The sequence below is a fragment of the Streptococcus suis genome (assembly GCA_022354845.1).
Lineage (GTDB): Bacteria > Bacillota > Bacilli > Lactobacillales > Streptococcaceae > Streptococcus > Streptococcus suis_AA.
On sequence record CP031970.1, the window covers coordinates 35,285 to 61,078 of the forward strand.

The following is a 25,794-nucleotide window of genomic DNA, read 5'->3' on the forward strand; positions in this document are numbered from 1 at the left end:
ACATGTACGAAGTTAAATCACTTAATGAAGAATGCGGAGTCTTCGGGATTTGGGGTCATCCGCAAGCTGCTCAGGTCACATATTTTGGACTCCATAGTTTGCAGCACCGAGGTCAAGAAGGCGCAGGGATTTTAGCAAATGATAAAGGACATTTACGTCGTCATCGGAATACAGGGTTGATTGCGGATGTTTTTAAAAAGTCAGAAGACCTAGAACGTCTCACTGGGAGAGCAGCGATAGGTCATGTTCGCTATGCTACGTCAGGTTCGGCTTCTATCCATAACATTCAACCTTTTCTCTTTGAGTTTTCAGATATGGAAGTTGGACTAGCTCATAATGGCAATTTGACTAATGCAGTTAGTTTAAAGGCTGAATTAGAAAAAAATGGTTCGATTTTTTCAAGTTCATCTGATACTGAAATTCTGATGCATTTGATTCGTCGCAGTCATAATCCAGACCTGATGGGTAAAATCAAGGAAGCTCTTAATACTGTCAAGGGTGGATTTGCCTACTTGATTATGTTAGAGGATAAAATGGTTGCAGCCTTGGATCCAAACGGTTTTCGTCCATTATCTATTGGAAAGATGAAGAACGGGGCTTGGGTCGTCGCCAGCGAGACATGTGCGTTTGAAGTTGTTGGAGCAGAATGGGTTCGTGATGTTGAGCCGGGAGAGATGGTCATTATTGATGATTCAGGAATTCGCTATGATACCTATACGACGGATACACAACTTGCAGTTTGTTCGATGGAATATATCTACTTTGCGCGTCCAGATTCTGTCATTCATGGGATCAATGTTCATACCGCCCGAAAAAATATGGGGCGCCGTTTGGCTCAAGAATTTCAACACGAAGCAGATATTGTTGTTGGTGTGCCTAATTCATCACTTTCAGCTGCAATGGGTTTTGCAGAGGAGTCCGGTTTGCCAAATGAGATGGGGCTGATTAAAAATCAGTACATTCAAAGGACCTTTATCCAGCCTACACAGGAATTACGGGAACAGGGTGTTCGCATGAAGTTATCAGCTGTTTCCAGTGTTGTTAAGGATAAGCGCGTGGTTATGATTGACGATTCAATTGTTCGAGGAACAACGAGTCGTCGTATTGTCAAACTGTTACGTGATGCTGGTGCGAAAGAGGTCCATGTTGCTATCGGTAGTCCAGAACTGAAGTATCCATGTTTTTATGGAATTGACATTCAAACACGTAGAGAACTGATTTCAGCCAATCATTCTGTAGATGAGGTTTGTGAAATTATAGGAGCTGATAGCCTTACCTATCTGTCATTAGATGGTTTGATAGACTCGATTGGTATAAAAACAGATGCACCAAAGGGTGGGCTCTGTGTGGCGTATTTTGATGGAGAATTTCCAACGCCCCTTTATGACTATGAGGAAGAATATCTTCGAAGCTTAGAAGAGAAAACTAGTTTCTACATAGAGAATGTCAAAAGAGATAAATAAGTGTCAATCAATATTGACAACCTTGTAAACCTTGTCAATCAACTGTAAAGTTTTTAGAGGAAAGGAAATAGAATGACGAATAAAAATGCTTATGCTCAGTCAGGAGTGGATGTCGAAGCGGGTTATGAAGTAGTTGAACGTATCAAAAAACACGTTGCTCGGACAGAGCGATTGGGTGTCATGGGGGCACTAGGTGGTTTTGGTGGTATGTTTGACCTAACCAAATTAGATGTGAAAGAGCCTGTTTTAGTATCAGGAACTGATGGTGTTGGTACTAAGCTTATGCTTGCAATTCAATATGACAAACATGACACAATTGGCCAAGATTGTGTTGCGATGTGTGTCAACGATATTATTGCAGCAGGTGCAGAACCGCTTTATTTCCTTGACTATATTGCGACAGGGAAAAATGAGCCAGCTAAATTGGAACAAATAGTGGCAGGTGTTGCAGAAGGCTGTGTCCAAGCAGGTTGCGGGTTGATTGGTGGTGAAACTGCTGAAATGCCTGGCATGTACGGCGAAGATGATTATGATTTAGCCGGTTTTGCAGTCGGAATCGCTGATAAATCACAAATTATTGACGGAAGTAAGGTCAAAGAAGGTGATATCTTACTCGGGTTAGCTTCAAGTGGCATCCACTCTAATGGTTATTCATTGGTTCGCCGTGTTTTTGCGAATCTTGATGGTGACGCTCTGTTGCCAGAGCTCAATGGCAAAGCTCTTAAGGATGTCTTACTAGAACCAACACGTATTTATGTCCAACAAGTACTACCATTGGTAAAAGATGAACTTGTAAATGGTATCGCTCATATCACTGGTGGTGGATTTATTGAAAATATCCCTCGTATGTTTTCAGATGATTTAGCAGCAGAGATTGAAGAAGATAAGATTCCAGTCCTTCCTATCTTCACCGCCCTTGAAACATATGGCAAAATCAAACACGAAGAAATGTTTGAAATCTTCAACATGGGGATTGGTTTGGTGCTAGCAGTCAGTCCTGAAAAGGTTGACAAGGTTCGAGAATCAGTCAATGAAGATGTTTATGAAATTGGTCGTATTGTAATCAAAGAAGACAAGAGTGTGATAATCAAATGAAGCGAATAGCAATTTTTGCCTCTGGTAATGGTTCCAATTTTCAAGTTATAGCTGAACAATTCAAGGTACATTTTGTTTTTTCAGATCATAGAGATGCTTTCGTTTTAAAGAGAGCTGAAACATTAGGAGTTCCAGCCTATGCTTTTGAACTGAAGGAGTTTGCTGATAAACAGTCATATGAAAAAGCACTCATTGACTTATTGGACAAACACCAGATTGATCTGGTTGTTTTAGCTGGCTATATGAAGATTGTTGGCCCTACATTGCTTGCTAAGTACGAGGGACGGATTATCAATATTCATCCAGCTTATCTGCCAGAATTTCCAGGAGCCCATGGGATTGAAGATGCCTGGGAAGCTGACGTTCCAGAGAGTGGTGTGACGGTTCACTGGGTCGACAGTGGTGTTGATACAGGTCAAATTATTAAACAAGTCCGTGTACCTAGGTTGGCTGATGATCATTTGGAGCAGTTTGAGGAACGGATTCACGCCGCAGAATATCAGCTTTATCCAACAGTTTTAGAAGAGCTGGGGGTGGAAAGGATAGAGTTATGATAAAGAAAATAATCTCATTCGTTTTGGTATTTGTTTTAGCTGCTCTGCTATTTAATAGCTTTATTTTTGCAAACTTAGAAAATCCAGCACGTTTGATATTGGCCTATGGATTATCCTTGATTTTATCAGGATTTTTAATGACTCAAATCAAATAGTAAAAGTGTAGAAGAAGGAGTAAATATGACAAAGCGTGCGTTAATTAGCGTATCTGATAAAAATGGTATCGTGGAATTTGCCAAGGAACTAAACAGTTTTGGTTGGGAGATTATCTCAACAGGCGGTACAAAAGTTACATTGGATCAGGCGGGTATTCCCACTATTGCCATTGATGATGTGACAGGTTTTCCAGAGATGATGGATGGTCGTGTCAAGACTCTTCATCCGAAAATTCACGGTGGTTTGTTGGCACGTCGGGATTTGGACAGCCATTTGCAAGCTGCCAGCGACCATGAAATTGACTTGATTGATTTGGTGGTAGTCAACCTTTATCCATTCAAAGAAACAATTCTTCGCCCGGATGTAACCTATGATTTGGCAGTGGAGAACATTGACATTGGTGGTCCATCTATGTTGCGCTCAGCGGCCAAGAATCATGCCAGTGTGACAGTTGTGGTAGACCCGGCAGATTATCCAACAGTTTTAGGAGAAATAGCAGAGCGGGGGGAAACTAGCTACTCAACGCGTCAGCGATTAGCAGCGAAGGTCTTTCGTCATACCGCAGCTTACGACGCTTTAATAGCTGATTATTTCACTAAGCAAGTAGGTGAAGAGAAACCTGAGAAACTTACTCTTACTTATGACCTTAATCAGCCAATGCGCTATGGAGAAAATCCACAACAAAATGCGGATTTCTATCAAAACGCACTTCCGACTGCATATTCCATTGCAACTGCTAAGCAGTTAAACGGGAAGGAACTATCCTTCAATAACATTCGTGATGCGGATGCCGCTATTCGTATTATCCGTGATTTCAAGGACCGTCCAACTGTTGTAGCTCTTAAACATATGAATCCATGTGGTATCGGACAAGCAGATACTATTGAAAATGCGTGGGATTATGCTTATGAGGCTGATCCAGTATCGATTTTCGGAGGAATCGTTGTACTCAACAGAGAAGTAGATGCTGCGACTGCTGAAAAGATGCATCCGATTTTCTTAGAGATCATCATCGCACCGAGCTACTCGGCAGAAGCGTTAGCAATTTTGACCAATAAAAAGAAAAATCTTCGCATTTTGGAATTGGCTTTTGATGCTCAAGATGCTAGTGAAGTAGAAAAGGAATTCACAGGCGTTGTTGGTGGTCTCTTGGTGCAGAATCAGGACGTGGTGGTGGAAAACCCAGCGGACTGGCAGGTTGTGACTGAGCGTCAACCGTCCGAGCAAGAGTGGGCGGCTATGGAGTTCGCCTGGAAGTCTTCTAAGTATGTCAAATCCAACGGGATCATCATCACCAATGACAAGATGACCTTGGGAGTGGGACCGGGGCAAACCAACCGTGTAGCTTCCGTCCGCATTGCTATCGAGCAAGCTAAGGACCGCTTGGATGGTGCTGTTTTAGCATCGGATGCATTTTTCCCATTTGCAGATAATGTGGAAGAGATTGCTGTAGCAGGTATTAAGGCCATCATTCAGCCTGGTGGATCCGTCCGTGACCAGGATTCCATTGACATGGCCAATAACTATGGCTTAACTATGGTCTTTACAGGAGTCAGACATTTTAGACATTGAGAATTTTGCTCACCTTGTGTGAGCTTTTTCCATTCCCGAACATTCTCCTGTTTTTTCTATTAAAATCCGTCTGTTTTTGCTATACTATTCATATAAAATCCGTTTTTGAGGTGAATACATGAAACTCTTGGTTGTTGGGTCTGGTGGTCGTGAACATGCGATTGCAAAGAAGTTGTTGGCATCTGATCAGGTAGAACAGGTCTTTGTTGCTCCTGGAAATGATGGAATGATTTTAGATGGGATTGAATTAGTGAATATCGGTATTTCCGAACATTCTGCATTAATCAACTTTGCAAAGGAAAATGACATTGTATGGACTTTTGTTGGTCCAGACGATGCTTTAGCAGCGGGTATCGTTGATGATTTTGAACAGGCTGGGTTAAAGGCATTTGGTCCGAGTCGTCTCGCCGCGGAGCTAGAGTGGTCAAAAGACTTTGCTAAGCAAATCATGGTCAAATACGGCATTCCAACAGCAGCCTTTGGCACCTTTTCCAACTTCGAAGAAGCCAAAGCCTACATCGAAGAGCAGGGCGCACCAATCGTTGTCAAGGCGGACGGATTGGCACTGGGCAAGGGTGTGGTCGTGGCGGAAACTGTCGAGCAGGCGGTCGAAGCGGCACGGGAGATGCTCTTGGACAACAAGTTCGGTGATTCGGGTGCCCGCGTAGTCATCGAGGAGTTTTTGGAGGGTGAGGAGTTCTCGCTCTTTGCCTTGGTCAACGGCAACCAGTTCTATATCCTGCCGACAGCCCAGGACCACAAGCGTGCCTTTGACGGCGACCAAGGTCCTAATACAGGCGGCATGGGTGCCTACGCTCCAGTGCCTCACATATCTCAAAGTGTGGTGGACACAGCTGTTGACACCATTGTCAAGCCTATTCTTGCGGGCATGATTGCTGAAGAGCGACCTTATCTTGGCGTGCTCTATGCTGGCTTGATTCTGACCGATCAAGGTCCTAAAGTCATTGAGTTCAACGCTCGATTTGGCGACCCAGAAACTCAGATTATCCTACCTCGCTTGACCTCTGACCTTGCTCAGAACATTGACGACATCCTCCACAAACGCACGACACAGCTGACTTGGCTAGATAGTGGCGTGACGCTTGGGGTAGTGGTGGCATCAAATGGCTATCCTTTGGATTACGAAAAAGGTGTGGTATTGCCAGCAAAGACCGAGGGAGACATCACGACCTACTATGCAGGGGCTCGTTTTGCGGAAAATAGCAGAGCACTGCTATCAAACGGCGGTCGGGTCTATATGTTAGTCACTACAGCAGACACTGTCCAAGAAGCCCAGGAAAAAATTTACTCGGAGCTGAAGAAACAAGATACAACAGGCCTCTTTTATCGGACAGATATTGGAAGTAAAGCTGTTAAATAACTTGGTATAAGAAAAGGAAGTGCAAATATGAACATTCCAATTTCCATCATTATGGGTTCTAGTTCTGACTGGAAAACCATGAAAAAAGCGGCCGAAGTGCTGGATAAATTTGGCGTAGCCTATGAAAAGAAAGTGGTTTCTGCCCATCGCACGCCCGACCTAATGTTCCGTCACGCCGAGGAAGCGCGTGGCCGTGGTATCAAGGTTATTATCGCAGGAGCGGGTGGTGCGGCTCATTTGCCGGGTATGGTGGCAGCTAAGACAACCCTGCCTGTCATCGGTGTCCCTGTCCAATCTCGTGCCCTAAGTGGTGTGGATTCGCTCTATTCTATCGTGCAGATGCCCGGCGGTGTGCCTGTTGCAACCATGGCTATTGGTGAAGCAGGTGCGACCAATGCGGCTCTGACAGCTCTTCGCATTCTCTCCATTGAAGACCAAACCATTGCAGCTCAGCTGGTAGACTTTGCCAAGGAGCAGGAAAAAATTGCGGAGGCTATGTCAGATGAACTCATCTAAAACGATAGGAATTATTGGCGGTGGTCAGCTAGGTCAGATGATGGCCATTTCCGCTATTTACATGGGTCACAAGGTGATCACGCTGGATCCTGCAGCGGACTGCCCAGCCTCCAAGGTCAGCGAGGTTATCGTCGCTCCCTATAACGATGTGGCGGCCCTCAAACAGTTGGCGGAGCGGTGCGATGTCCTGACCTACGAGTTTGAAAATGTCGATGCCGACGGACTGGACGCGGTCATCAAAGACGGCCAGCTGCCTCAGGGAACAGACCTTCTTCGCATTTCCCAGAACCGCATTTTTGAGAAGGATTTTTTGGCCAAAAAAGCTGGCGTGCAAGTCGCCCCCTACAAAGTCGTCACATCTAGCCTAGACCTAGAAGGTTTGGACCTTAGTAAAAACTACGTCTTGAAAACAGCCACTGGGGGCTATGATGGACATGGCCAGAAGGTCATTCGAGAAGGGGTGGACTTGGTAGAGGCTAGTCAACTGGCAAATTCTGCCGAGTGTGTCTTGGAAGAGTTTGTGAATTTCGACCTAGAAATCTCCGTCCTTGTGTCTGGGAATGGCTCCGACTATACCGTCTTTCCTGTACAGGAAAATATCCACCGCAATAATATTCTTTACAAGACCATCGTGCCTGCCCGTATTTCAGATGAACTTGCTGAAAAAGCCAAAACCATGGCCCTGCAAATCGCCGGCCAGCTCCATTTAGCAGGCACCCTCTGTGTTGAAATGTTTGTGGCAGGGCAAGAAATTCTTGTGAATGAGATTGCCCCTCGACCACACAATTCAGGACACTATTCTATTGAAGCTTGTAATTTTTCACAGTTTGATACCCATATACAGGGTATCCTTGGTCAACCCCTACCTCCTATCCGCCTGCTCTCTCCAGCCGTTATGATCAACGTCCTCGGACAAGACATGGAAGCAGCACAAGCCTTTTCTCAAGAAAATCCTAACGCATATCTTCATTTTTATGGTAAACTAGAAGCGAAGCACAATCGCAAAATGGGACATGTGACGGTGTTAGCAGAAGATTTGGATAAAGTGAGGGAGTTTTAAGGAGAAGTTGTAATGGGAAAAATGAAAGATTTATTTCCTGAGTTTTATCAAGACTCTCTAGCAGTTAGTGATTTTGCTGAAAATGATAAACCAAACCTTGTTATTTTTGATTCTAATTTTTTGTTAGATATTTTAAGATTGCCTACTGAGGTGGCAAAAAAATATTTAGAAGCGATTGATAAAGTTAAAGGACATATATTTGTGCCATACTTAGTTGGAGTCGAATTTAATTTCAACAAGAAAAAAGTTAAGATTGAAACGAAAGAAAGCATCAAATTACTGAAGCAAAATATGCATTATAGCTTTGAAGATAATTATCAGCATTTCTTTAAGAAATGGTATGACGAATTATTAGATAGCAAGTCTCTATCCTTTGTGTCTAATAGAACCCAGAGAGAGAATTTGCAGGAAAGTTTTAAAGAATCTGCTACTAAATTCAGTCAAGAAGTCGAGAAGAGAAAAAAACAAATGTTTTCTGAACTTGATAAATCAATTGAGGCAAAATATACAGAAGAATTAGATAAACTTACTAGTGAAATTATTGAGTTGCTCGACAACTCGGTAGCTGAAAAATTAGAGCAAGAGTGGTTGGATAAAGTGCAAGAGTCTGGTAGTATAAGGTATGACCGAGAGATACCGCCAGGATTTAATGATAGGAAAAATAAAGGCACCAAGGTTCGTTGTTATTCAGGTCTATCTTATGAACAACAATATGGAGACTATATTATTTGGGAAGAAATATTACATAAAGTCGCTAGAGATGGAAACGGCTATGGCATGAAGGTTATTTTTGTGACAAGTGACGGTAACTCAGAAAGCAAGTATGATATTATGTACAAAGTCAAAGGAAAAACTGTTGGGCCAAACATCTACATGGTTAATGAGCTTTATAATTTAAAATATGGTTATGACATATTAAGTAACCCAACGCCTTCAGAACAGAGGACTGAAAAGATTTTATTTGTAATTGATGGTTTTCGTTTTATGTCATTAGCAAATGCGCTGAATAAGGATGAAGCCAAGATTTATCAACCAGAGATTGCTAATGTAGATTCACATCGATCTTCACTTCTCGATTTGGATAGAAGTAATCAGGTATTTTTGCGTACTAGACTTGACGATGTTACCATAGAATTGGAAGAATTGGATAAAAAGTACAATGAAATTTACCGCGCTTATAGTGAGTCAAGAGATGTGGAACAAAGAAACTATTATGAAAAACAAATGGATGAGATAGGCTATCGAAAAAGAGATATATTAAATTATCGAAATAAGCTTGTTAATAGTTTGGGTAATCCGTACAGTGATGATGGGATTGAAAATGAAGTTAATAAAGAGAGGATTTTAGCTGAACTGCACAAAGCTTATAGATTACGGACTCAAATCGAAGATATTGAAAATGAGCTTGAGATGATTACCGACCCAGAGATTATCTCTGCATTGACATTACGTAAAGAATCTCTAATCGAAAAATACAGAATGACAAACCGAAAAATTAGACGCCTGCGCCATAGATTAAATGAAAATTAGGGGAATACTCGAATGCTGACAATCAGATTCAAGCCCCCTAGGTGTTTTTTATTTAAGAGCGTATTTGGCAATGATTATAATATAAAGGGAATTAAGGAGAAAAAATGTTAACACGTTATTCACGCCCTGAGATGGCGGCTATTTGGAGTGAAGAAAACAAGTACCGGGCTTGGTTGGAGGTGGAAATCCTCGCTGATGAGGCTTGGGCTGAGTTGGGTGAGATTCCGAAGGAAGATGTGGCTTTGATTCGTGAGAAAGCGACTTTTGACATCGACCGCATTTTAGAGATTGAAGAGGAAACTCGTCACGATGTGGTGGCTTTCACGCGTGCGGTTTCGGAAAGTCTTGGTGAGGAACGCAAGTGGGTCCACTACGGTCTGACGTCGACCGACGTGGTGGATACGGCTTACGGCTACCTCTACAAGCAGGCCAACGACATTATCCGTCGCGACCTTGAAAACTTTACCAATATCATCGCCGACAAGGCGCGTGAACACAAGTACACCATTATGATGGGGCGGACTCACGGTGTCCATGCGGAGCCAACGACCTTCGGTCTTAAGTTGGCGACTTGGTATAGCGAAATGAAACGCAACATGGAGCGTTTTGATGTGGCGGCTAAAGGCGTTGAGGCTGGTAAAATTTCAGGTGCGGTTGGTAACTTTGCCAACATTCCTCCATTTGTGGAAGAGTATGTTTGTAGCAAATTGGGCATTCGTCCGCAGGAAATTTCGACCCAGGTCCTTCCTCGTGACCTCCACGCAGAATATTTTTCAGCCCTAGCATTGATTGCAACGTCTATCGAGCGTATGGCGACAGAAATCCGTGGACTACAAAAATCTGAACAACGCGAAGTAGAAGAGTATTTCGCCAAAGGCCAAAAAGGTAGCTCTGCTATGCCTCATAAACGTAACCCTATCGGCTCTGAAAATATGACTGGTCTGGCTCGTGTGGTTCGTGGTCACTTGGTGACGGCTTTTGAGAATGTGGCCCTCTGGCACGAACGTGATATTTCCCACTCGTCAGCGGAGCGCATTATCACGCCGGATACGACTATCCTTATTAACTACATGCTCAATCGTTTTGGCAATATTGTTAAGAATTTGACGGTCTTCCCTGAGAATATGAAACGCAATATGGAGTCGACTTTTGGCTTGATTTACAGCCAGCGTGTCATGCTCAGTTTGATTGAAAAAGGTATGACGCGTGAGGAAGCCTATGACTTGGTGCAACCAAAAACGGCACAGTCTTGGGATAATCAAGTGGACTTCAAGCCTCTTCTTGAAGCGGATGAGCGCGTGACAGCTAAACTTAGTCAGAAAGAAATCGATGAACTCTTCAACCCAGACTACTATGCTAAGCGTGTGGATGATATCTTTGCTCGACTTGGATTATAAAAAAATCAAAATTCTTTGGATCTTCCAGAGAATTTTTTTTGTTTACTTACGAATAAATAGGTGAAGGGGAAAAAAAGCTCCCAACTTATTCAAAAAAATTAATAATTTTTCAAAAAATGCAAACAATTTGCGAACAATTAAGTGAGAGGGAAATTCACTTAAGAGATAGGTGAATGAAATACTTGTTTCAAATAATTAGGATAAGGAGATAAAAATGAGGTAGATAAATAAAATATGACGTTGAATTTATTTTAAGATATAAAGAGAGGTAAAAATGATGACAAAAAAGAAAGTTTCTAAACTGATGTTCCTTGCCCCAACTGCTTTAACAATGGCTGCAATACCATTTTATCAATCGGCCCAACTTGCTTCTACCTTAGGTATTAACGCATATGCAGCAAATAAAGTGATTGATATTGTATCTACTGCAGGGACGGTGTACGCAATTGTTGGAATTGTAGCTGCGATTGTTGGTGGAGGAGGAATAGGTGTTGCACTTCTTGCATCAGCAAAAGCACTAGCCAAACGTTACGGTAAGAGAGCCGCAGCTGCTTGGTAAAAAAATAGATGAGAAAGAGGGCGAGTAATGCTAGTTCGTTTTTATAAATTGACTCGAATATCACAAAATAGAGAAGTAACTCTCAGAAGTGAGAATCAGTCGTTTTTTAAAATTATTTTAGTAGTGACAATCGCTCTTTTCTTTGCTTTTTTAACTACAATTTGCAATGTACAGACAGGTCTACTTGTAAATACTTTGGTATTGTATTTGTTATTAGCTTATAATTATGGTTTTACTTTGAAGGAATTCTCATTAGATAAATTCAAAGTTTATAGAACTAATAGTAGTCATAGCGCTAGATTATTTTTGTATCTATTTATGGAAAACAATCCATTGGCAATGGCATCCATGTTATATATATTAGCGACGGTTTTAATGAATGTACAAAATCTATCAAAGGTCTTGATTATTGTTAATTCTGTGTTATTGGTATTGATGTGGTTGGGATTGAAATTGTTATCACATTTATATTATAAGTTTCTAGGAATATGCATCGTTTTAATGATGGCTGTATGTGCTATTTGCGGTGTGAAATTTATTACACTTCTGACAGTTATACAACTAGTCTATATAATCATTCTAGTCATGACTTTAAAAAAAGAATTACGTCTTTTTAGATTAGATATCGAAAAGTCAGATTATAAGAGTAAGCATATTCGTGGAATTACTTTATACAATTTTGTTATCCATAATATTATTGCTGAGGATTATAGAAAATCCACTGTGAAGATGCTAGGTAGTCTATTAGCAGGCCTCATCTTTTACTATATATTCCATAGTGATGGAAGTAGTATATTTCTCTTTATTTTGTTGCTAGAGTTGGAGCTACTTCTTGATAAAAAATATAAGCACCAAAGTAATTATATTTCTAAATATTATTTCTTACAAAACAGTTCTCGAAATTTACTAGAACGCTTTTTATTGTCAGAAAATTACATAGTTAGTATTAAAATCCTTATGTGTATGTTAATTATGGGGATTGCAGGAAAAGTTCCTTTAGGGCGCTTGAGTTTCCAGACAGTGATATTCATTTTACTAGGCTTTGTATATTATTGGGCAGAGGAAAGAATGTTTGAAAAGCAGCAAAAAGTTAATAGTTTTTTATTTCAATATCTAACCTTTGTCATCTTACTTGTAACCACTTATTTAGCTTCATTTATAGGAGGATAGCCTTTTGAAAGTACAATTTAAACATTTTTATAAGTGGAGTTTAGTATGGTGTTTATTTTTCATTTTAGTATTATTTTTCTTGTCCGGTGTTGATTTTCAGATGGATTTCGGAACTATACATATTGCACAGAAGAAGACATTTGTTGAAATCTTGTTAAATAATACGTATAATTATTTCTTGTATTTTATTTTGTTTCCGATCAATATCGTTGTGGCGACTTATGAATTCTTGGCTTTGGCTGTCAATATTTATGCTGGTTATAAAGTGTATGGATTAGAAGAGACTATCTCATTGCTATTGCCGCACGCACTATTAGAATTGCCAAATATTCTATTTTATAGTTTTCTGTCTTTTCATATGTTTAATGCTTTTTGGAAAAATTCAAAGCTTTCGACCCTTACTCAAACAGTATTGTTGAATTGGAGATGCTATATCATAAGTTATTTAATTTTAATACTTGCAGCTTGGATAGAAGGGAATATATCATGAAAACAATCATAATAGAGGAAAAAAAACTTAGACTTAGTTCAGATCTGTCGATTGTGATAGATTCAATGGAATTACAACCAAATATTTACTTAGTCAAGGGGAAAAATGGTTCAGGAAAGAGTGTCTTTTTGCGACATTTAGCAAAGTTAACCAAGGAATCAGAGTCATTTATTAAAAATGGTAGTCAAAATATTTTATATTTAACAAATGAAGAGGTTACATTTCCTAATTTGACCATTGAAGAGAATCTACGGATAAATCAAGATATTTTTGGTATTACAGCAAGTTTGAAAACTTCCTTATTTTTACCGGAACAATTGACAAGGCTGTGTAAGCAAGCATCTGTCGGAATGAGGCATAAAGTCGGACTGAGTCTTACAGTGGAACCTTTATTTTGGGATTTAATTATTTTGGATGAAACAATGTCGAATATAGATAGTAGTTCTCGAAAACAGGTTTTGAAAGAATTGAACAAGCGTCGAAAGGAAGGTACAATCATCTTAATTGTTGACCACAACTTAACCGACGAAGAGACTAAGTTTAAGTGTATAGTTGTAGAAGAGGGAAAAATTTATGAAAGATAAACTTCACTATTTTTTTTCAATTAGTTATTTGTTGAGTTTTACATTGCTAGTATTTCACTATATTCAGTTGGATACAACACTCTCTGCTTCACTTGAAGCATTAGGTAAATCTGCGGGTATTTCATCACGAAGTTTGAATGTATTACTTACATTTGCAACGATTGTCTTTTCATTATTGCTATACCTCACCTATCATTATATTTTGTCAATTGTTCTGAAGAAAGTTTGCGGGAATGTTACTGAGCAACTATCAGTTGCTATTTTGGTTAGCGAAACAGTTTGTAATGTATTTGCATTGACCTTTATTGAAGTATTGCCTAAAATATTGTTCTATATTCTAATTCCTATTCTTGGTAGTACAATTATGTACTTTGTTTTAAGAGAGAAGGCTACTAAGAAATTTACAGTTGTAGCAGTATTGGTTCGTTCGGTACTCTATTTAAGTAACGTTACAGCATTATTATTAGAATTAGTTTAGAAAGAGGTTGTTATGGAGCGAACCAGAGGATTTATTGGGTTAGTTATTTTATCAATATTAGCCATGGCATGTAGGTTGCAACAAGTATTTTTTCAAAAAGTAACTACATTACATTTACAACTAACAGGGGATGTGGAGATTGACAAACTAATTTTAGAGAGTCAGAAATTTACTTTGAATCAAGCTGAATTTTATCAAAATAATATCAATAAATGGTTGACAATTTTGCTATTATTACTGTTGATTGGTGTACTTATTTGTTACTTAAAAGGTAAAATTTTACAAGCTAAATGGTTATATTTATCTTATATTGTGGTGCAGTTTTTGCACGCGATATATAGATTTGTTGGGTTTAACATGATTGTAAATTCTATAAATTTTGAAGATGTTCGTCAATTTACTGTAGTAGCAACTAATTTTAAATTTTATGGAAGTATAGTGCTATTTGTTGTATATATTGCTATAATATTAATTAGCTTATATAGAGATGTTAAGGGGAGTGAGCTTTCTCCTGTATAAAGGATATTAAATTCTTTGGATCTTCCAGAGAATTTTTTTGTTTACTTGCGAATAAATAGGTGAAGGGGAAAACAAGCTCACAACTTATTCAAAAAAATTAACATTTTTTCAAAAAATGCAAATGATTTACGAATAAACAAGTGTAGGAAAAATGAAAGGAGAAAGAATATGAAGAAACTTTTTCGTCAAACATTTGGGCGTTGTGAATTAAACTTAGGTTTTTTGAAATTTGGTTATCGTGGTAAAGTCTTCCATTGGTAATAATACCTGAAATACATATATTTTCTAAAATAGTTATGAATCTGATGCTACCGAATAAGAATATAAGTATTGGTTGACTAAAATGGAAAGATTGATTTTGTCTTGTTAAATAATAAATAAAATAGATTGGAGATAAATATGCATAAATTGTTTGGAAAAATTGCTTCTCGTTTTGAACTTAATTTTGGTTTCTTAAAATTTGGGTACAAAGGCAAGAGATTCTATTGGTAATCATATAAAACGAAGTAAAAGTTTGGAAACAAAAGAAGTTAGACGTGTATCTATTTACGCGTCTAGCTTAGTTTATAAAAACAGAGGAAAAGAAATGAAGGAATTATTAAAACCTGTTTTTCGTTCAATTTTAAGTAAGAGAGAAATAGTATTATTTTTAATTTGTATGATATATCCGTTGATAACTGCTTTAGTCAGTATTTTTCAAGCTGGTATTGCAAGTTACGCTGAAGGAGAACAGATTTCGTTTATCATGTTTTGGCAGATAATCGTGCATACTCAGTGGCAACTCACAATTCCAACATTATTATTAAGTTACAGTGTGATGAGTGTCTTTAGAAATGAAATTTCTTCAAAACGTCTGTTTTTATTTAAAGATATCGAAAAACCACTCATATTTAAAGCGAAGATCTATAACCTGATGAAAATTTTAGGAATTTTTATTATTGGTACATTTATCACATCATTTATTTGTTATTATGTGTTCATGTTACCTCATAACTATATTTCAGGACATTTCTTCCCAAGTTCCCTCAAATCACTATCACATCATTTATTGATTATTTTAGCCCGTATAGCAGTATATGTTATTGTTATTCTTTTAGTAGCTAATATTTCTATACGGTATAATGTTGCAGCATCAGTGATTGGAGGGGTACTCTTTATGCTATTTTCAAATGTAGCTCCTCAATTATCGTTAGGTAAATTCTTATTCCCAACAGGGTATGCTGAGTTGGGTGGCTCAACCTTATTTGCTGTATTTGGATTAATTTTTATTAGTGGTGTCTATTGCTGCACTTTCTATTATTTAGGAATGAGGGCATTTGAAAAAATAGAATATTAGGAGATAGTTTGTGAATACACATGCTAAAAATAATAAAATATTTTATTTGATAATAGTTGTTGCTCTTATTATGTTAGCTGGTTTAATAGCAAATATTGGCAATGTTGCATTAGTAATGTTGGAAATTCTACAGAATGATAGTGGTCATTTATTTGTTAAGTTAGTAGGAATGAGTACAGGATTTATTTTAATTCCCACTTTTATTTCAAAGAAAATCGGAATCGAGTTTGAAGAGGAATTGGTTCCGTTTAGCAAAAATCAGTCTATATTGATACTCGTTATCATTCTTCTGATGAATTCAATTTTTATTAAATCAGATGAAATTTTTACAGCACTGATTGTTGCAATCTGTGAGGAATACTTATTTCGATATGTCGCATTTCATATTTTATTTAAGGAATATCATACTTTTTTCACTATTATAGTGACATCATTACTTTTTGGATTATTGCTTCATATAAATGGAGATTTTTGGTTAAATGCGATGATTAAAGTACCTGCAGGTTATCTGTTGTCTAGGGTAGGTCTGAAATTTGGTTTACAATATTCTATTGCCATTCATTGGTTACACAATGTAGTGGTTGGAAAAATTATTTAAGGAGAAAAATATTTATGTTGTTTGTTGTTTCCATGTTATATGCTGCTTTAGTATTTATATCCATATCATTTTTGAGCGATATGCCCCTAATTGTTTTAGCTGGTCTTCTATATGTGTTACCACTTATCGTTAGTGTTGTTGTTACGAATAAACTGATAAAACAATCTAAGAATACAGGCATAGCGAAACTGATCATGGTACCACTATTATCACTACTATTTTATATTTCTTTTGGTATTTTTGCTGAACAAAGTGGAGAATGGCAACAATATATTTTACAAAACACAGTACAGACAAGTAATTTTACAGTGGAGGTAAGTAATTCTCTACTTTATCCTTCTCAGTTAATTTTTGCCACAATTCTATATTTTAGTATATTTGGATTAAATTACTATTATCAGATGCATAGAAATACAACATTAGTGGAGGCATAGTATGTTAAAAATAGAGAATTTATCAAAAAGATTTTCAGGAAATGATTTTTACTCTTTAAAAGATGTGAATCTAACGATTAATCAAGGAGATATTGTAGGATTAATCGGGAAAAACGGAGCAGGAAAGTCTACTTTATTGAAGTTAATTGCAAAATCTCTAAGACCTACGGATGGGAGCATTGAGTATTTTGGACATAATATTCATCAGACGAAGCATATTCTGTCAAATTTTGGAATCATGATTGAACCAGTTTTTTATCCAGAAATGACAGTAATGGACAATTTGAAATTTTATCTAGATATTCATGGAAAAAAGGAACAATATTCTAATATTGAGAAAACACTTCGTTTAGTTGATTTATGGGAAGCAAGAAATAGGAAACCAAAAGGGTTTTCATTTGGAATGAAACAAAGGACAGCCTTGGCTATAGCCCTGGTATCGGAGCCAGAATTCTTGTTGCTTGATGAACCATTTGTTGGACTAGATCCATTAGGAGTAAATCAATTAATTTCGATACTAAAACAGTGGTCACAAGAACGAAATATTTCAATGATTATCTCTAGTCACCAATTAGGAGAATTAGAGGCTTTATGCAATCGTTATGTATACATTGAAGGAGGCAGGCTTGAAACGGAAATGCAGATTCAATCTGCCCCAAGTGTTATTATTCAATTGAAAGATGATTTATCAGAAGTCCAATTACCTATTGAACTGTTTGAAAGTATCCAAGATGGCAAAATTGAGGTTACAATCGATTCGGAGGCGGATTATTTGAATCAATTAATGTACACACTATCCAGTCAAAAAGCCATTAAAAAAATTGAAATAAAAGAAAACCATTTGAAAGATTATTTTGAGATGGGAGACTAAAGATATGATGTTTTTTCCAGAATTACGCTCAACTTTAAGTCGTAAAGAAACCAAGATATTTCTGTCACTTTGTTTAACGCCAGTTTTATATTTGATATCAACATTGTTGAATTCTAGAATGTTCTCTTTTGCGGGCCCTGAAAATATTAAAATCGCATTTTTTGATTTTTATTATGGCCAATTTAATCTACAGTTCAACTCGATCATCCCATCTATTGCATTAGCTTTTGTTTCAATCAGTATGATGCGTCAAGAGGTTCAATCAAAAAGACTATTATTATATAAGGATATAAGTAGATTTAAAATTCTACTGATGAAATTATTAAGTATGCTTACAGTAATTTTGATTTATAGTATAGGGTACTTTATCATTTCGCTCGGTGTGTACTATCTTCAAGTTGCACATCTGCCGTATGGGAGTTTAAATTTTTGGAGTCAAGATTTTAATTATTCTATTCTTTCAGTAATCTCAGTAATTTCGTCATATGTTATTGTTGGGGTTGTGACAAGTGTGTGTTCGCTATATTTCAGGAACGGTATTACATTAATCATTGCGTTAATCCTTAATGCATTAATGAGCATCGCAATATTCTTTCCATCATTGGCCCCATTCTTTCCGAGTGGTTATGTCACTATCTTTGAAAAATCAAATATTACCATAGGCTGTTTAATGTTATTGGGGGTAGGTATTGTTTATTGTCTATTCTCTTATGTTGCAGGTGCATTTCGTATGAAAAATTTGGAATTTTAGTACTATGAAAAAAATAGGCAGGCTTATATATCGTCATCTGAAAAAGAATCTATTCATTTTAGGTATTTTATTAAGTATAACAGGTGTAATTTTGGGATTATTTGTACCAAAAGTTATCGGACAGTTCCTAGATCGTCACTTCCTTGTTGATTTATTGGATCATCCTATCAAACTGATTGGTTACCTTTCACTTTTTATCTTAATTAATATAATAAAAGTTTTTGGAAACTATTTGATTTGTAGGGTTGGAAATTTGGCGATAAAGAAGGTACAAGTAACAATATATTCTGATTTGTTACACTCGGAAGTTTCTGCATTGGATAACTTTCAATCAGGGGACATTGCCAGTCGTCTAACCAATGATATGTCTGCTGTTTTAAATTTTATTACGGTAGTTCTTCCGAATTTATTCATGAATGTTCTTATTCTGCTAGGCTCAATTTATTTTCTTTGGACTATTAGTTCCTCTCTCACTCTCATGAGTCTAATGCTGATGCCTTTTATAACGTTAGTAATGGTGCCAATGAGCTACAAATTAGAAAACAGCTATTCAAATTATCAAAAGGGTTTGGGTGAGATTTCTGGTCATATTAGTCATAAATTTACTCATTTCCGTTTGATGAAAGCTTTTCAAGGAGAAGAATCTGAATTACATAGTATGACAGGAGCTTTTGACCGTTTAGCTCTCAGTTTTGAAAACATAATAAAATATTCAGTTGTGCAACATTCGCTAGTTAGTAGCTTAATGATGGGATTAATTATCTTGATGTTACTTGTTGCAGGAATGGAAGTAACAAACGGAGTGATGACAATAGCAACACTAACAACCTTTGTTTTATACATGATGCAAATGATTGAACCTGTGATTGATATGGTTTCATCTTTGAATGAATTGACAGAATTTAAAGCAATTTCTAAGAGACTGGTAGAATTATTAGAACAGAGTAAGGAAGAACAACCATTAACTGAATTGATGATTCAAGATGCTTCAATTCAATTGAAAGATGTTCATTTCTCATACAATGAAGATCAAGCATTGAATGGTCTTTCCGTGGAAATCCCTGCGGGCGCGCATGTGGCTATTGTTGGTCCAAGTGGTGCTGGGAAATCAACGATTTTTTCTTTGCTGATGAAGTTTTATGAAGATTACCAGGGAGATATTTTGATTGGTGGTCACTCGCTATCGTCAATTTCTGCAAAACAAGTGAGAAACATGATTTCTTATATTCCACAGGACAATACGCTTTTCCATGGAACGATTAGGGAAAATCTTATATATGGTAAAAATGAAGCTGTATCGGAGGAACGAATTTGCTTTATTTTAAAAGAGTTAGGTCTCAATAAGTTAGTTTCGGAGATGGAACAAGGCTTAGATACACGGATTCTAGAAAATGGTGCAGGTCTGTCAGAGGGTCAAAAACAACGCTTAAATATTGCGAGAGCGTTGTTACTAGAGCACCCTATCTATCTTTTAGACGAAGTAACAGCAAGCTTAGATAGTGTGACGGAACACATCATTAGCAAAGCGATTGATCGTCTAACAGTTGGAAAGACACGCTTGACCATTGCTCACCGCCTACATACTGTAAAAGGAGCTGACGCTATTCTCGTCTTGGATAAAAATGGGCAGGTTTCTGATTATGGGAACCATCAACAGCTAATGACTCATAGCCATTTGTACAATGATTTTCTAAGAAACTTACCAAATGCAAGTTAATAAAGCGGGAGTTGATAGCTCCTGTTTTTATTTTTTCTGATAAGTCTTGACTCAACCCTAGGGGAATAGTATATACTTTATGTATTAACAAATATGGAGAATTAAGATGCGAGTCAAAGATGTGGAAAGGTTGACAGGGCTGTCAACTAAGGCAATACGTCTGTATGAGGAGAAGGGATTGATTTCTGTGGAGAGAAATCCGGTCAACGATTATCGTGACTATTCAGTGGAAAATGTGCGGCAACTTCGTTTGATTAAGTTGCTCCGCTATTTCGATTTTTCTTTATCAGAGATAGAAGAACCTTTTACATGGTCAGAAAAAGGGTTGAAATCGGCTTTGTTGAGAAAAAAGCAAGCCATCATTCAGAAGCAAGAAAGATTGACGAATAAGATTGATTTGCTAGACCAAGTAGTCAAATACTTGGGGAAGAAAGATGGTTGGCTTGAAGAAATACAGAATTCTATTACTTATGTGGAAAGCGATGATTTCCAAGAGTTGAAAAAAGACATAGAATATGCCTTGCTACCGAGTATTTGGATGACTCTTTTGCAGACGTTCATATTATCAGGTCCGATTCTTTGGTTGTTTACAAGAATTCAACAAGGCCGCCAAGAAAATCTACTCTTACTATCTATTCTCTCGCTTTTTGCTTCCGCCTGGATAACACTCCTGTGGAGAGATTATCTTGTGACTTGGTGGAAGAATCGGGACAAGGTTTGTAAGAAAAACCGCAGTCAAGTTTGGTGGATTCCCATAGCACTAGTTTCCCTTGTGGTCGGGATTGCCGGCTTTATCTTTGTTAGCTGGTTGACAGAAACTTTTTTTCTACCAAGTGATTGGCTCTTTTATGAGTATTCGATTGGTCTGAGTAAGGTTTTTATATTATTTATTATGACTTTTCTTATATTACTTTTTGGAAAACTGGCGAGACTGTTGAGGCTGTCATGGAAATATCTACTTCCTCTGACAGTAAGTTGTATCTTGTTGATGGCTCTGCTAATTAGTACAACAACAGCTGTCACTAATAATCGTATTATTGAAATTAATCTGATTGTTCCGTCCAAAGAATTTGTCTACAGCGATGTTAAATCGGTCTGGACAGGATTTGGGACAAAGTTGTTTGCACTAGATGAGACTAAACGGCAGGGAACATTTAGCTACTGTATTGACCTAGATGGGGAAGAAAAAGTGTTCATGCAACCGACTGTCAATCAGAAATTAGTGTCAGATGACACCTATATTGAACTAGAAGAATTTGATCAGCGACTGATGGAATTGGGAATTTCCAAAGAAAGTTCGGCAGAAGGTAGTCAGTACAATGATTTGGATCCACATTATGTAGAGCGATTTTTACGGATTATTGAAAATAAATAGTCTTGAGGGATCATTCTTATTCATCTTTCTACAGTTTGAAAAGCTTATTCCTCATCATTGTGAAGATAGCGAAACTTCAAGGAAGGGGCTGGGCAAAAATTCGAAATCCAACTAATATTTTTTTAACTTTTATAAATAATAAACCGCATGAAATCAACGTTTTTAGGCGAAAGATTTCAGGCGGTTTTGTTTATTTTGGACTTTTTGCTCAGTTCCCTCTCATTTTTATTTATAAAATCATACATTAGAAATGAGTTGACTAGTTGACAATAACGTTATTGGTCACCCATAGTTATTAATCCAGGGTGGAAATGTGTCAGTGGCTAAGATATTAAAAAAGACAAATATATTCTCATCCTGATTATTACTTCTGTTGGGCTTAATCCTAGTTCAGCAAATAAAACTAGTAGTGATTGTTTCATTTTCCATTTTCTTTTTTACGAATAAATTAATTGAGGAGGCTCTTCTCAAAAATTGTGGTGAAAAAGGGAATAGGTATGAAATTTGGAAAACGTCATTATAGAGCACAAGTAGATACACGAGACTGTGGTGTAGCAGCGCTTGCTATGATTTTGGAATATTATCGTTCTCATCATTCTTTAGCAAGTTTGCGAGAAATGGCAAAGACAACTATGGAAGGCACTACAGCATTTGGTTTAGTAAAGGTTGCTGAAGAGCTAGGGTTTGAGACGCGTGCGATTAAGGCAGATATGTCTTTGTTTTCGATGAGGGAAGCGGTCTATCCTTTCATTGCCCATGTGGTAAAAGATGGCACGTTACTACATTATTATGTTGTCATTGGGGCAGATAAGAAATATATCTATATTGCAGACCCGGATCCATCAGTGAAATTAACAAAGTTATCCCATGAACAATTTGAAAAGGAGTGGACAGGAGTTTCGCTATTCATGGCTCCCAAACCGGAATATCAACCTCATAAAGAGAAGAGTCATGGGTTACTTTCTTTCATTCCATTGTTGACTAAACAAAAGGGATTGATTACAAATATTGTTCTCGCAACGCTCTTGGTTACTTTCATCAACATTGTGGGCTCCTATTATTTACAATCCATTATTGACACTTATGTTCCAAATCAGATGAAAACAACATTAGGTGTCATTTCAGTCGGTTTGGTGGTTGTTTATGCCCTGCAACAATTGTTATCTTATTCCCAAGAGTATTTATTAATCATTCTTGGGCAACGACTCTCTATTGATGTGATTTTGTCTTATATTAGACATGTTTTTCATCTACCAATGTCATTTTTTGCTACTCGGCGAACTGGGGAAATTGTTTCACGATTTACAGATGCCAATTCTATTATTGATGCTTTAGCTAGTACCATTCTATCAATATTTTTGGATGTATCTATTGTTGTGGTTGTTTCGGTAGTGCTGTTTAGTCAGAATGTCTATCTTTTCTTTATTTCCTTATTGGCATTGCCAATCTATACTATAATCATTTTTGCGTTTATGAAACCATTTGAAAAGATGAATCAAGAAGTGATGGAAAGTAATGCAATTCTTTCTTCGTCTATTATTGAAGATATTAATGGTATTGAAACCATAAAATCATTGACAAGTGAGAAACAACGTTATCAGAAAATTGATAGAGAATTTGTAGATTATTTACAAAAATCATTTGCATACAACAAGGCCGAAGGGCAGCAAAAAGTGTTAAAGCGCTTGGCCCAACTCGTATTAAATGTAGCAATTCTTTGGTTAGGAGCCTGTCTTGTTATGGATCAGAAAATGACTTTGGGGCAGCTAATCACCTTCAATACGTTATTGGTCTATTTCACGAATCCATTGGAAAATATAATCAATTTACAAACAAAACTACAGACAGCTCAAGTTGCCAATACCCGCTTGAACGAGGTCTATTTGGTTGAATCGGAATTTGCTGAAAAGAAATCCGTGACGGACCTTTCGTTACTTTCGGGGGATATTGAATGCAACAAAGTGCATTATAAATATGGCTATGGTAGGGATGTTTTGACAGATATTAATTTGAAAATTAAACGAGGGGAAAAGGTCTCCTTTGTTGGAGTTTCTGGTTCTGGGAAGACGACGTTGGCTAAAATGATGGTGGATTTTTATGACCCTTACAAGGGTGAGATTCGATTAAATAATGTCAACATTAATCAAATCGATAAGCAAACACTTCGTCAGCATATTAATTATCTTCCACAGCAACCCTATGTTTTTAATGGGACAATTCTCGAAAATCTATTGCTAGGTGCAAAAGAGGGAACAAGTCAAGAAGATATCTTGTGGGCTGTTGAAATGGCATGTATTAGAGAAGATATTGAAAAAATGCCACTGAATTACCAAACGGAATTGACTTCTGATGGAGCTGGAATCTCCGGTGGACAACGGCAGCGAATTGCCTTGGCGCGTGCCCTTCTTACGGATGCCCCTATTATGATTTTGGATGAGGCAACCAGTAGTCTGGATATTTTGACAGAGAAGCGTATTGTGGACAACCTATTGTCATTGGACAAAACTCTAATTTTTATTGCACATCGGTTAACCATTGCAGAGCGTACTGAACATATTGTTGTGCTAGATAAGGGAAGAATTGTAGAACAAGGGAGTCATAAGGAATTGTTAGACAAGCAAGGGTTCTATGAATATTTAGTAAATAGTTAGGAGAGTGAGATATGGACCATCATCTGTTAGAAAGTGCAGAATTTTACAACAGACGTTATCATAATGCAGCCAGTAGAGTGATTATTCCTAGTTGTATATTGTTTTTGTTTCTCATTCTTTTTTCAATCGTTGCAAAAAAAGAAATGACCATTTCAACAAGAGCAACAGTAGAACCTGTACAACGATTAGCACAGATTCACTCAATCAGTAATCATCAGATTCTTAGGAATCATTTATTCGAAAATCAAGAGATTTCAGTTGGAGATTTATTGGTAGAATATCAATCAGAGAATGAGCAAATCCAAGAAGACAAGATCAAAGAAAACATAGCTGTTTTGAAAAATCAGATTTCTCAACTCAATGTCTTGAAGAAAAGTTTAGAATCGGGAAGTAATCAATTTGAGAAAGAAGATCAATATGGTTATTCTCAAATGTTTAAGGATTATTGCTATCAATTAGAAACATTGGCAAGTACGATTGACCAACAAAATGTAACGATTGCATCTCAAAATCAAGCTGCAAAACAATCACAATTGGAATTGGATAAAGTAATGCATCAAACGGAGAAAGCCTTAGCAGACTATAGAGAATTGAAATGGGCCATTCGGTCTGATGGTGTCATTGATGAGGAGAATGTTGGCTATTCAATCTATGCACAGTATCAGGTAGCACAATCAGAGGATGCAGTTGCCAGTCAAGAATCATTCATCGCTCAAATCGATAATCAAATCAGTCAAGTAGAGACTCAACTGGCCAGTTATAAATTGCAATATGCCAGTGCAGGAGTGCAACAATCGTATACGAATAGCTTGGATAGTCAGTCGGCATCGTTGAAAGCTCAATATTTAACCAAGGTTGGTCAGGAAATGACCTTGTTGTCTTCTCAATTAAGAGAACTAGAAGCGACACTTACGGTTCAAAAACAAGCAATGGATAAGACAAAAATTATTGCTGATCAGGCAGGGGTCGTTCATTTAAATACAGAAGTTGAGGGCTCAATGATGATTCCAGAAGGAACAATTATTGCAGATGTTTATCCAGTTCTAATGGAAGCTAAGAAAATGAAGATTACAGCATATATTCCTTCGAAAGATATTGCAAGCATCTCATTAAAGGATAATATCCAGTTTTCAATACAAGGGAAGGGAGTTAAGCGACTAGCACTGCAGTCCAACATATCAGAAATTGCAAGTACTGCCATTCAAACGGAAGCTGGTAATTTTTTCAAAGTTGAAGCAGAAACCAGAATATCAACAGAAATGGCTGAACAATTGAGGTATGGAATGGAAGGCCAATTTGTCGTGATTACAGGTAAGAAGACGTATTTTCAATATTTCATAGATGAATTTTTAGGTAAGGAATAGAAGAAGGGGCATGTCTATCAGATTGATAGACATGCCCTTTTTATACTAGTCGTGAAAGATTCCGCGCTTTGAAGTTAGTGAATTTCATTCTCATTGAGTAGTAATAAATGATATTAAGGAAAAATTGTGGTTTGTTTACGAATAATTAAAGTGAGGGAGCTATCCTTCACATG

The 25,794-nt window shown here is 37.4% G+C and carries 25 protein-coding genes; all 25 read left to right on the forward strand.

The window, feature by feature from the left end; genetic code table 11:
* Nucleotides 1-2: 2 nt before the first annotated feature.
* The 25 genes from D2A30_00230 (at nt 3) to D2A30_00350 (ending at nt 25,621) form a co-directional block, all read left to right on the forward strand.
* On the forward strand, nt 3-1,463 hold the full coding sequence (locus tag D2A30_00230; protein ULL20166.1) for an amidophosphoribosyltransferase: 1,461 nt from the start codon (nt 3-5) through the stop codon (nt 1,461-1,463).
* Nucleotides 1,464-1,535: 72 nt separating this feature from the next.
* The gene (locus D2A30_00235) at nt 1,536-2,558 is read left to right on the forward strand and encodes a phosphoribosylformylglycinamidine cyclo-ligase (protein ULL20167.1); all 1,023 of its coding nucleotides are present in this window, start codon (nt 1,536-1,538) and stop codon (nt 2,556-2,558) included.
* Nucleotides 2,555-3,112 carry a phosphoribosylglycinamide formyltransferase gene (locus tag D2A30_00240; protein ID ULL20168.1) on the forward strand — a complete coding sequence of 186 codons (558 nt, stop codon included), beginning with the start codon at nt 2,555-2,557 and terminating at the stop codon, nt 3,110-3,112. The genes D2A30_00235 and D2A30_00240 overlap by 4 nt, the downstream gene beginning before the upstream one ends.
* Entirely contained in the window at nt 3,109-3,267 is a 159-nt protein-coding gene (locus D2A30_00245; protein ID ULL20169.1) for a phosphoribosylaminoimidazolecarboxamide formyltransferase, read from the forward strand. Before D2A30_00240 ends, D2A30_00245 begins: the two co-directional genes overlap by 4 nt.
* A gap of 25 nt (nt 3,268-3,292) precedes the next feature.
* A complete protein-coding gene (purH, locus tag D2A30_00250) occupies nt 3,293-4,840 on the forward strand; it encodes a bifunctional phosphoribosylaminoimidazolecarboxamide formyltransferase/IMP cyclohydrolase PurH (protein ID ULL20170.1) in 1,548 nt (515 codons plus the stop codon).
* A 118-nt stretch (nt 4,841-4,958) separates the two neighbouring features.
* Entirely contained in the window at nt 4,959-6,221 is a 1,263-nt protein-coding gene (locus D2A30_00255) for a phosphoribosylamine--glycine ligase (protein ULL20171.1), read from the forward strand.
* A 27-nt stretch (nt 6,222-6,248) separates the two neighbouring features.
* A complete protein-coding gene (purE, locus tag D2A30_00260) occupies nt 6,249-6,737 on the forward strand; it encodes a 5-(carboxyamino)imidazole ribonucleotide mutase (protein ULL20172.1) in 489 nt (162 codons plus the stop codon).
* Entirely contained in the window at nt 6,724-7,797 is a 1,074-nt protein-coding gene (locus D2A30_00265) for a 5-(carboxyamino)imidazole ribonucleotide synthase (protein ULL20173.1), read from the forward strand. Before purE ends, D2A30_00265 begins: the two co-directional genes overlap by 14 nt.
* A 12-nt stretch (nt 7,798-7,809) precedes the next feature.
* Nucleotides 7,810-9,327 carry a hypothetical protein gene (locus D2A30_00270; GenBank protein ULL20174.1) on the forward strand — a complete coding sequence of 506 codons (1,518 nt, stop codon included), beginning with the start codon at nt 7,810-7,812 and terminating at the stop codon, nt 9,325-9,327.
* A 104-nt stretch (nt 9,328-9,431) separates the two neighbouring features.
* Entirely contained in the window at nt 9,432-10,724 is a 1,293-nt protein-coding gene (locus D2A30_00275) for an adenylosuccinate lyase (protein ULL20175.1), read from the forward strand.
* A gap of 274 nt (nt 10,725-10,998) precedes the next feature.
* Complete coding sequence (locus D2A30_00280) at nt 10,999-11,283, forward strand: circular bacteriocin, circularin A/uberolysin family (protein ULL20176.1); 285 nt, start codon at nt 10,999-11,001, stop codon at nt 11,281-11,283.
* 27 nt (nt 11,284-11,310) lie between these two features.
* On the forward strand, nt 11,311-12,453 hold the full coding sequence (locus tag D2A30_00285) for a hypothetical protein (protein ID ULL20177.1): 1,143 nt from the start codon (nt 11,311-11,313) through the stop codon (nt 12,451-12,453).
* A gap of 4 nt (nt 12,454-12,457) precedes the next feature.
* A complete protein-coding gene (locus tag D2A30_00290; GenBank protein ULL20178.1) occupies nt 12,458-12,943 on the forward strand; it encodes a hypothetical protein in 486 nt (161 codons plus the stop codon).
* On the forward strand, nt 12,880-13,527 hold the full coding sequence (locus tag D2A30_00295; GenBank protein ID ULL20179.1) for an ATP-binding cassette domain-containing protein: 648 nt from the start codon (nt 12,880-12,882) through the stop codon (nt 13,525-13,527). The genes D2A30_00290 and D2A30_00295 overlap by 64 nt, the downstream gene beginning before the upstream one ends.
* Nucleotides 13,517-14,005 (forward strand): hypothetical protein, encoded by a 489-nt coding sequence (locus D2A30_00300; GenBank protein ULL20180.1) that lies wholly within the window; start codon nt 13,517-13,519, stop codon nt 14,003-14,005. Before D2A30_00295 ends, D2A30_00300 begins: the two co-directional genes overlap by 11 nt.
* 12 nt (nt 14,006-14,017) lie before the next feature.
* Nucleotides 14,018-14,524 (forward strand): hypothetical protein, encoded by a 507-nt coding sequence (locus D2A30_00305; GenBank protein ULL20181.1) that lies wholly within the window; start codon nt 14,018-14,020, stop codon nt 14,522-14,524.
* A 586-nt stretch (nt 14,525-15,110) separates the two neighbouring features.
* Nucleotides 15,111-15,860, forward strand: coding sequence for an amino acid transporter (locus D2A30_00310; GenBank protein ULL20182.1), 750 nt, complete (start codon nt 15,111-15,113; stop codon nt 15,858-15,860).
* Between the two features lie 10 nt (nt 15,861-15,870).
* Entirely contained in the window at nt 15,871-16,458 is a 588-nt protein-coding gene (locus D2A30_00315; protein ULL20183.1) for a CPBP family intramembrane metalloprotease, read from the forward strand.
* Between the two features lie 14 nt (nt 16,459-16,472).
* Nucleotides 16,473-16,892, forward strand: a complete 420-nt coding sequence (locus D2A30_00320; GenBank protein ID ULL20184.1) for a hypothetical protein — start codon at nt 16,473-16,475, stop codon at nt 16,890-16,892.
* A gap of 1 nt (nt 16,893) precedes the next feature.
* Nucleotides 16,894-17,763: an ABC transporter ATP-binding protein gene (locus tag D2A30_00325; protein ULL20185.1), complete on the forward strand. Its 870-nt coding sequence runs from the start codon at nt 16,894-16,896 to the stop codon at nt 17,761-17,763.
* Between the two features lie 4 nt (nt 17,764-17,767).
* Nucleotides 17,768-18,514: a hypothetical protein gene (locus D2A30_00330; protein ULL20186.1), complete on the forward strand. Its 747-nt coding sequence runs from the start codon at nt 17,768-17,770 to the stop codon at nt 18,512-18,514.
* Nucleotides 18,515-18,518: 4 nt separating this feature from the next.
* On the forward strand, nt 18,519-20,231 hold the full coding sequence (locus tag D2A30_00335) for an ABC transporter ATP-binding protein (protein ULL20187.1): 1,713 nt from the start codon (nt 18,519-18,521) through the stop codon (nt 20,229-20,231).
* A gap of 106 nt (nt 20,232-20,337) precedes the next feature.
* Nucleotides 20,338-21,606 carry a MerR family transcriptional regulator gene (locus D2A30_00340; GenBank protein ID ULL20188.1) on the forward strand — a complete coding sequence of 423 codons (1,269 nt, stop codon included), beginning with the start codon at nt 20,338-20,340 and terminating at the stop codon, nt 21,604-21,606.
* A 497-nt stretch (nt 21,607-22,103) separates the two neighbouring features.
* Entirely contained in the window at nt 22,104-24,257 is a 2,154-nt protein-coding gene (locus D2A30_00345) for a peptide cleavage/export ABC transporter (protein ULL20189.1), read from the forward strand.
* 11 nt (nt 24,258-24,268) lie between these two features.
* Nucleotides 24,269-25,621 (forward strand): bacteriocin secretion accessory protein, encoded by a 1,353-nt coding sequence (locus D2A30_00350; protein ULL20190.1) that lies wholly within the window; start codon nt 24,269-24,271, stop codon nt 25,619-25,621.
* The last annotated feature ends 173 nt before the right edge of the window (nt 25,622-25,794 follow it).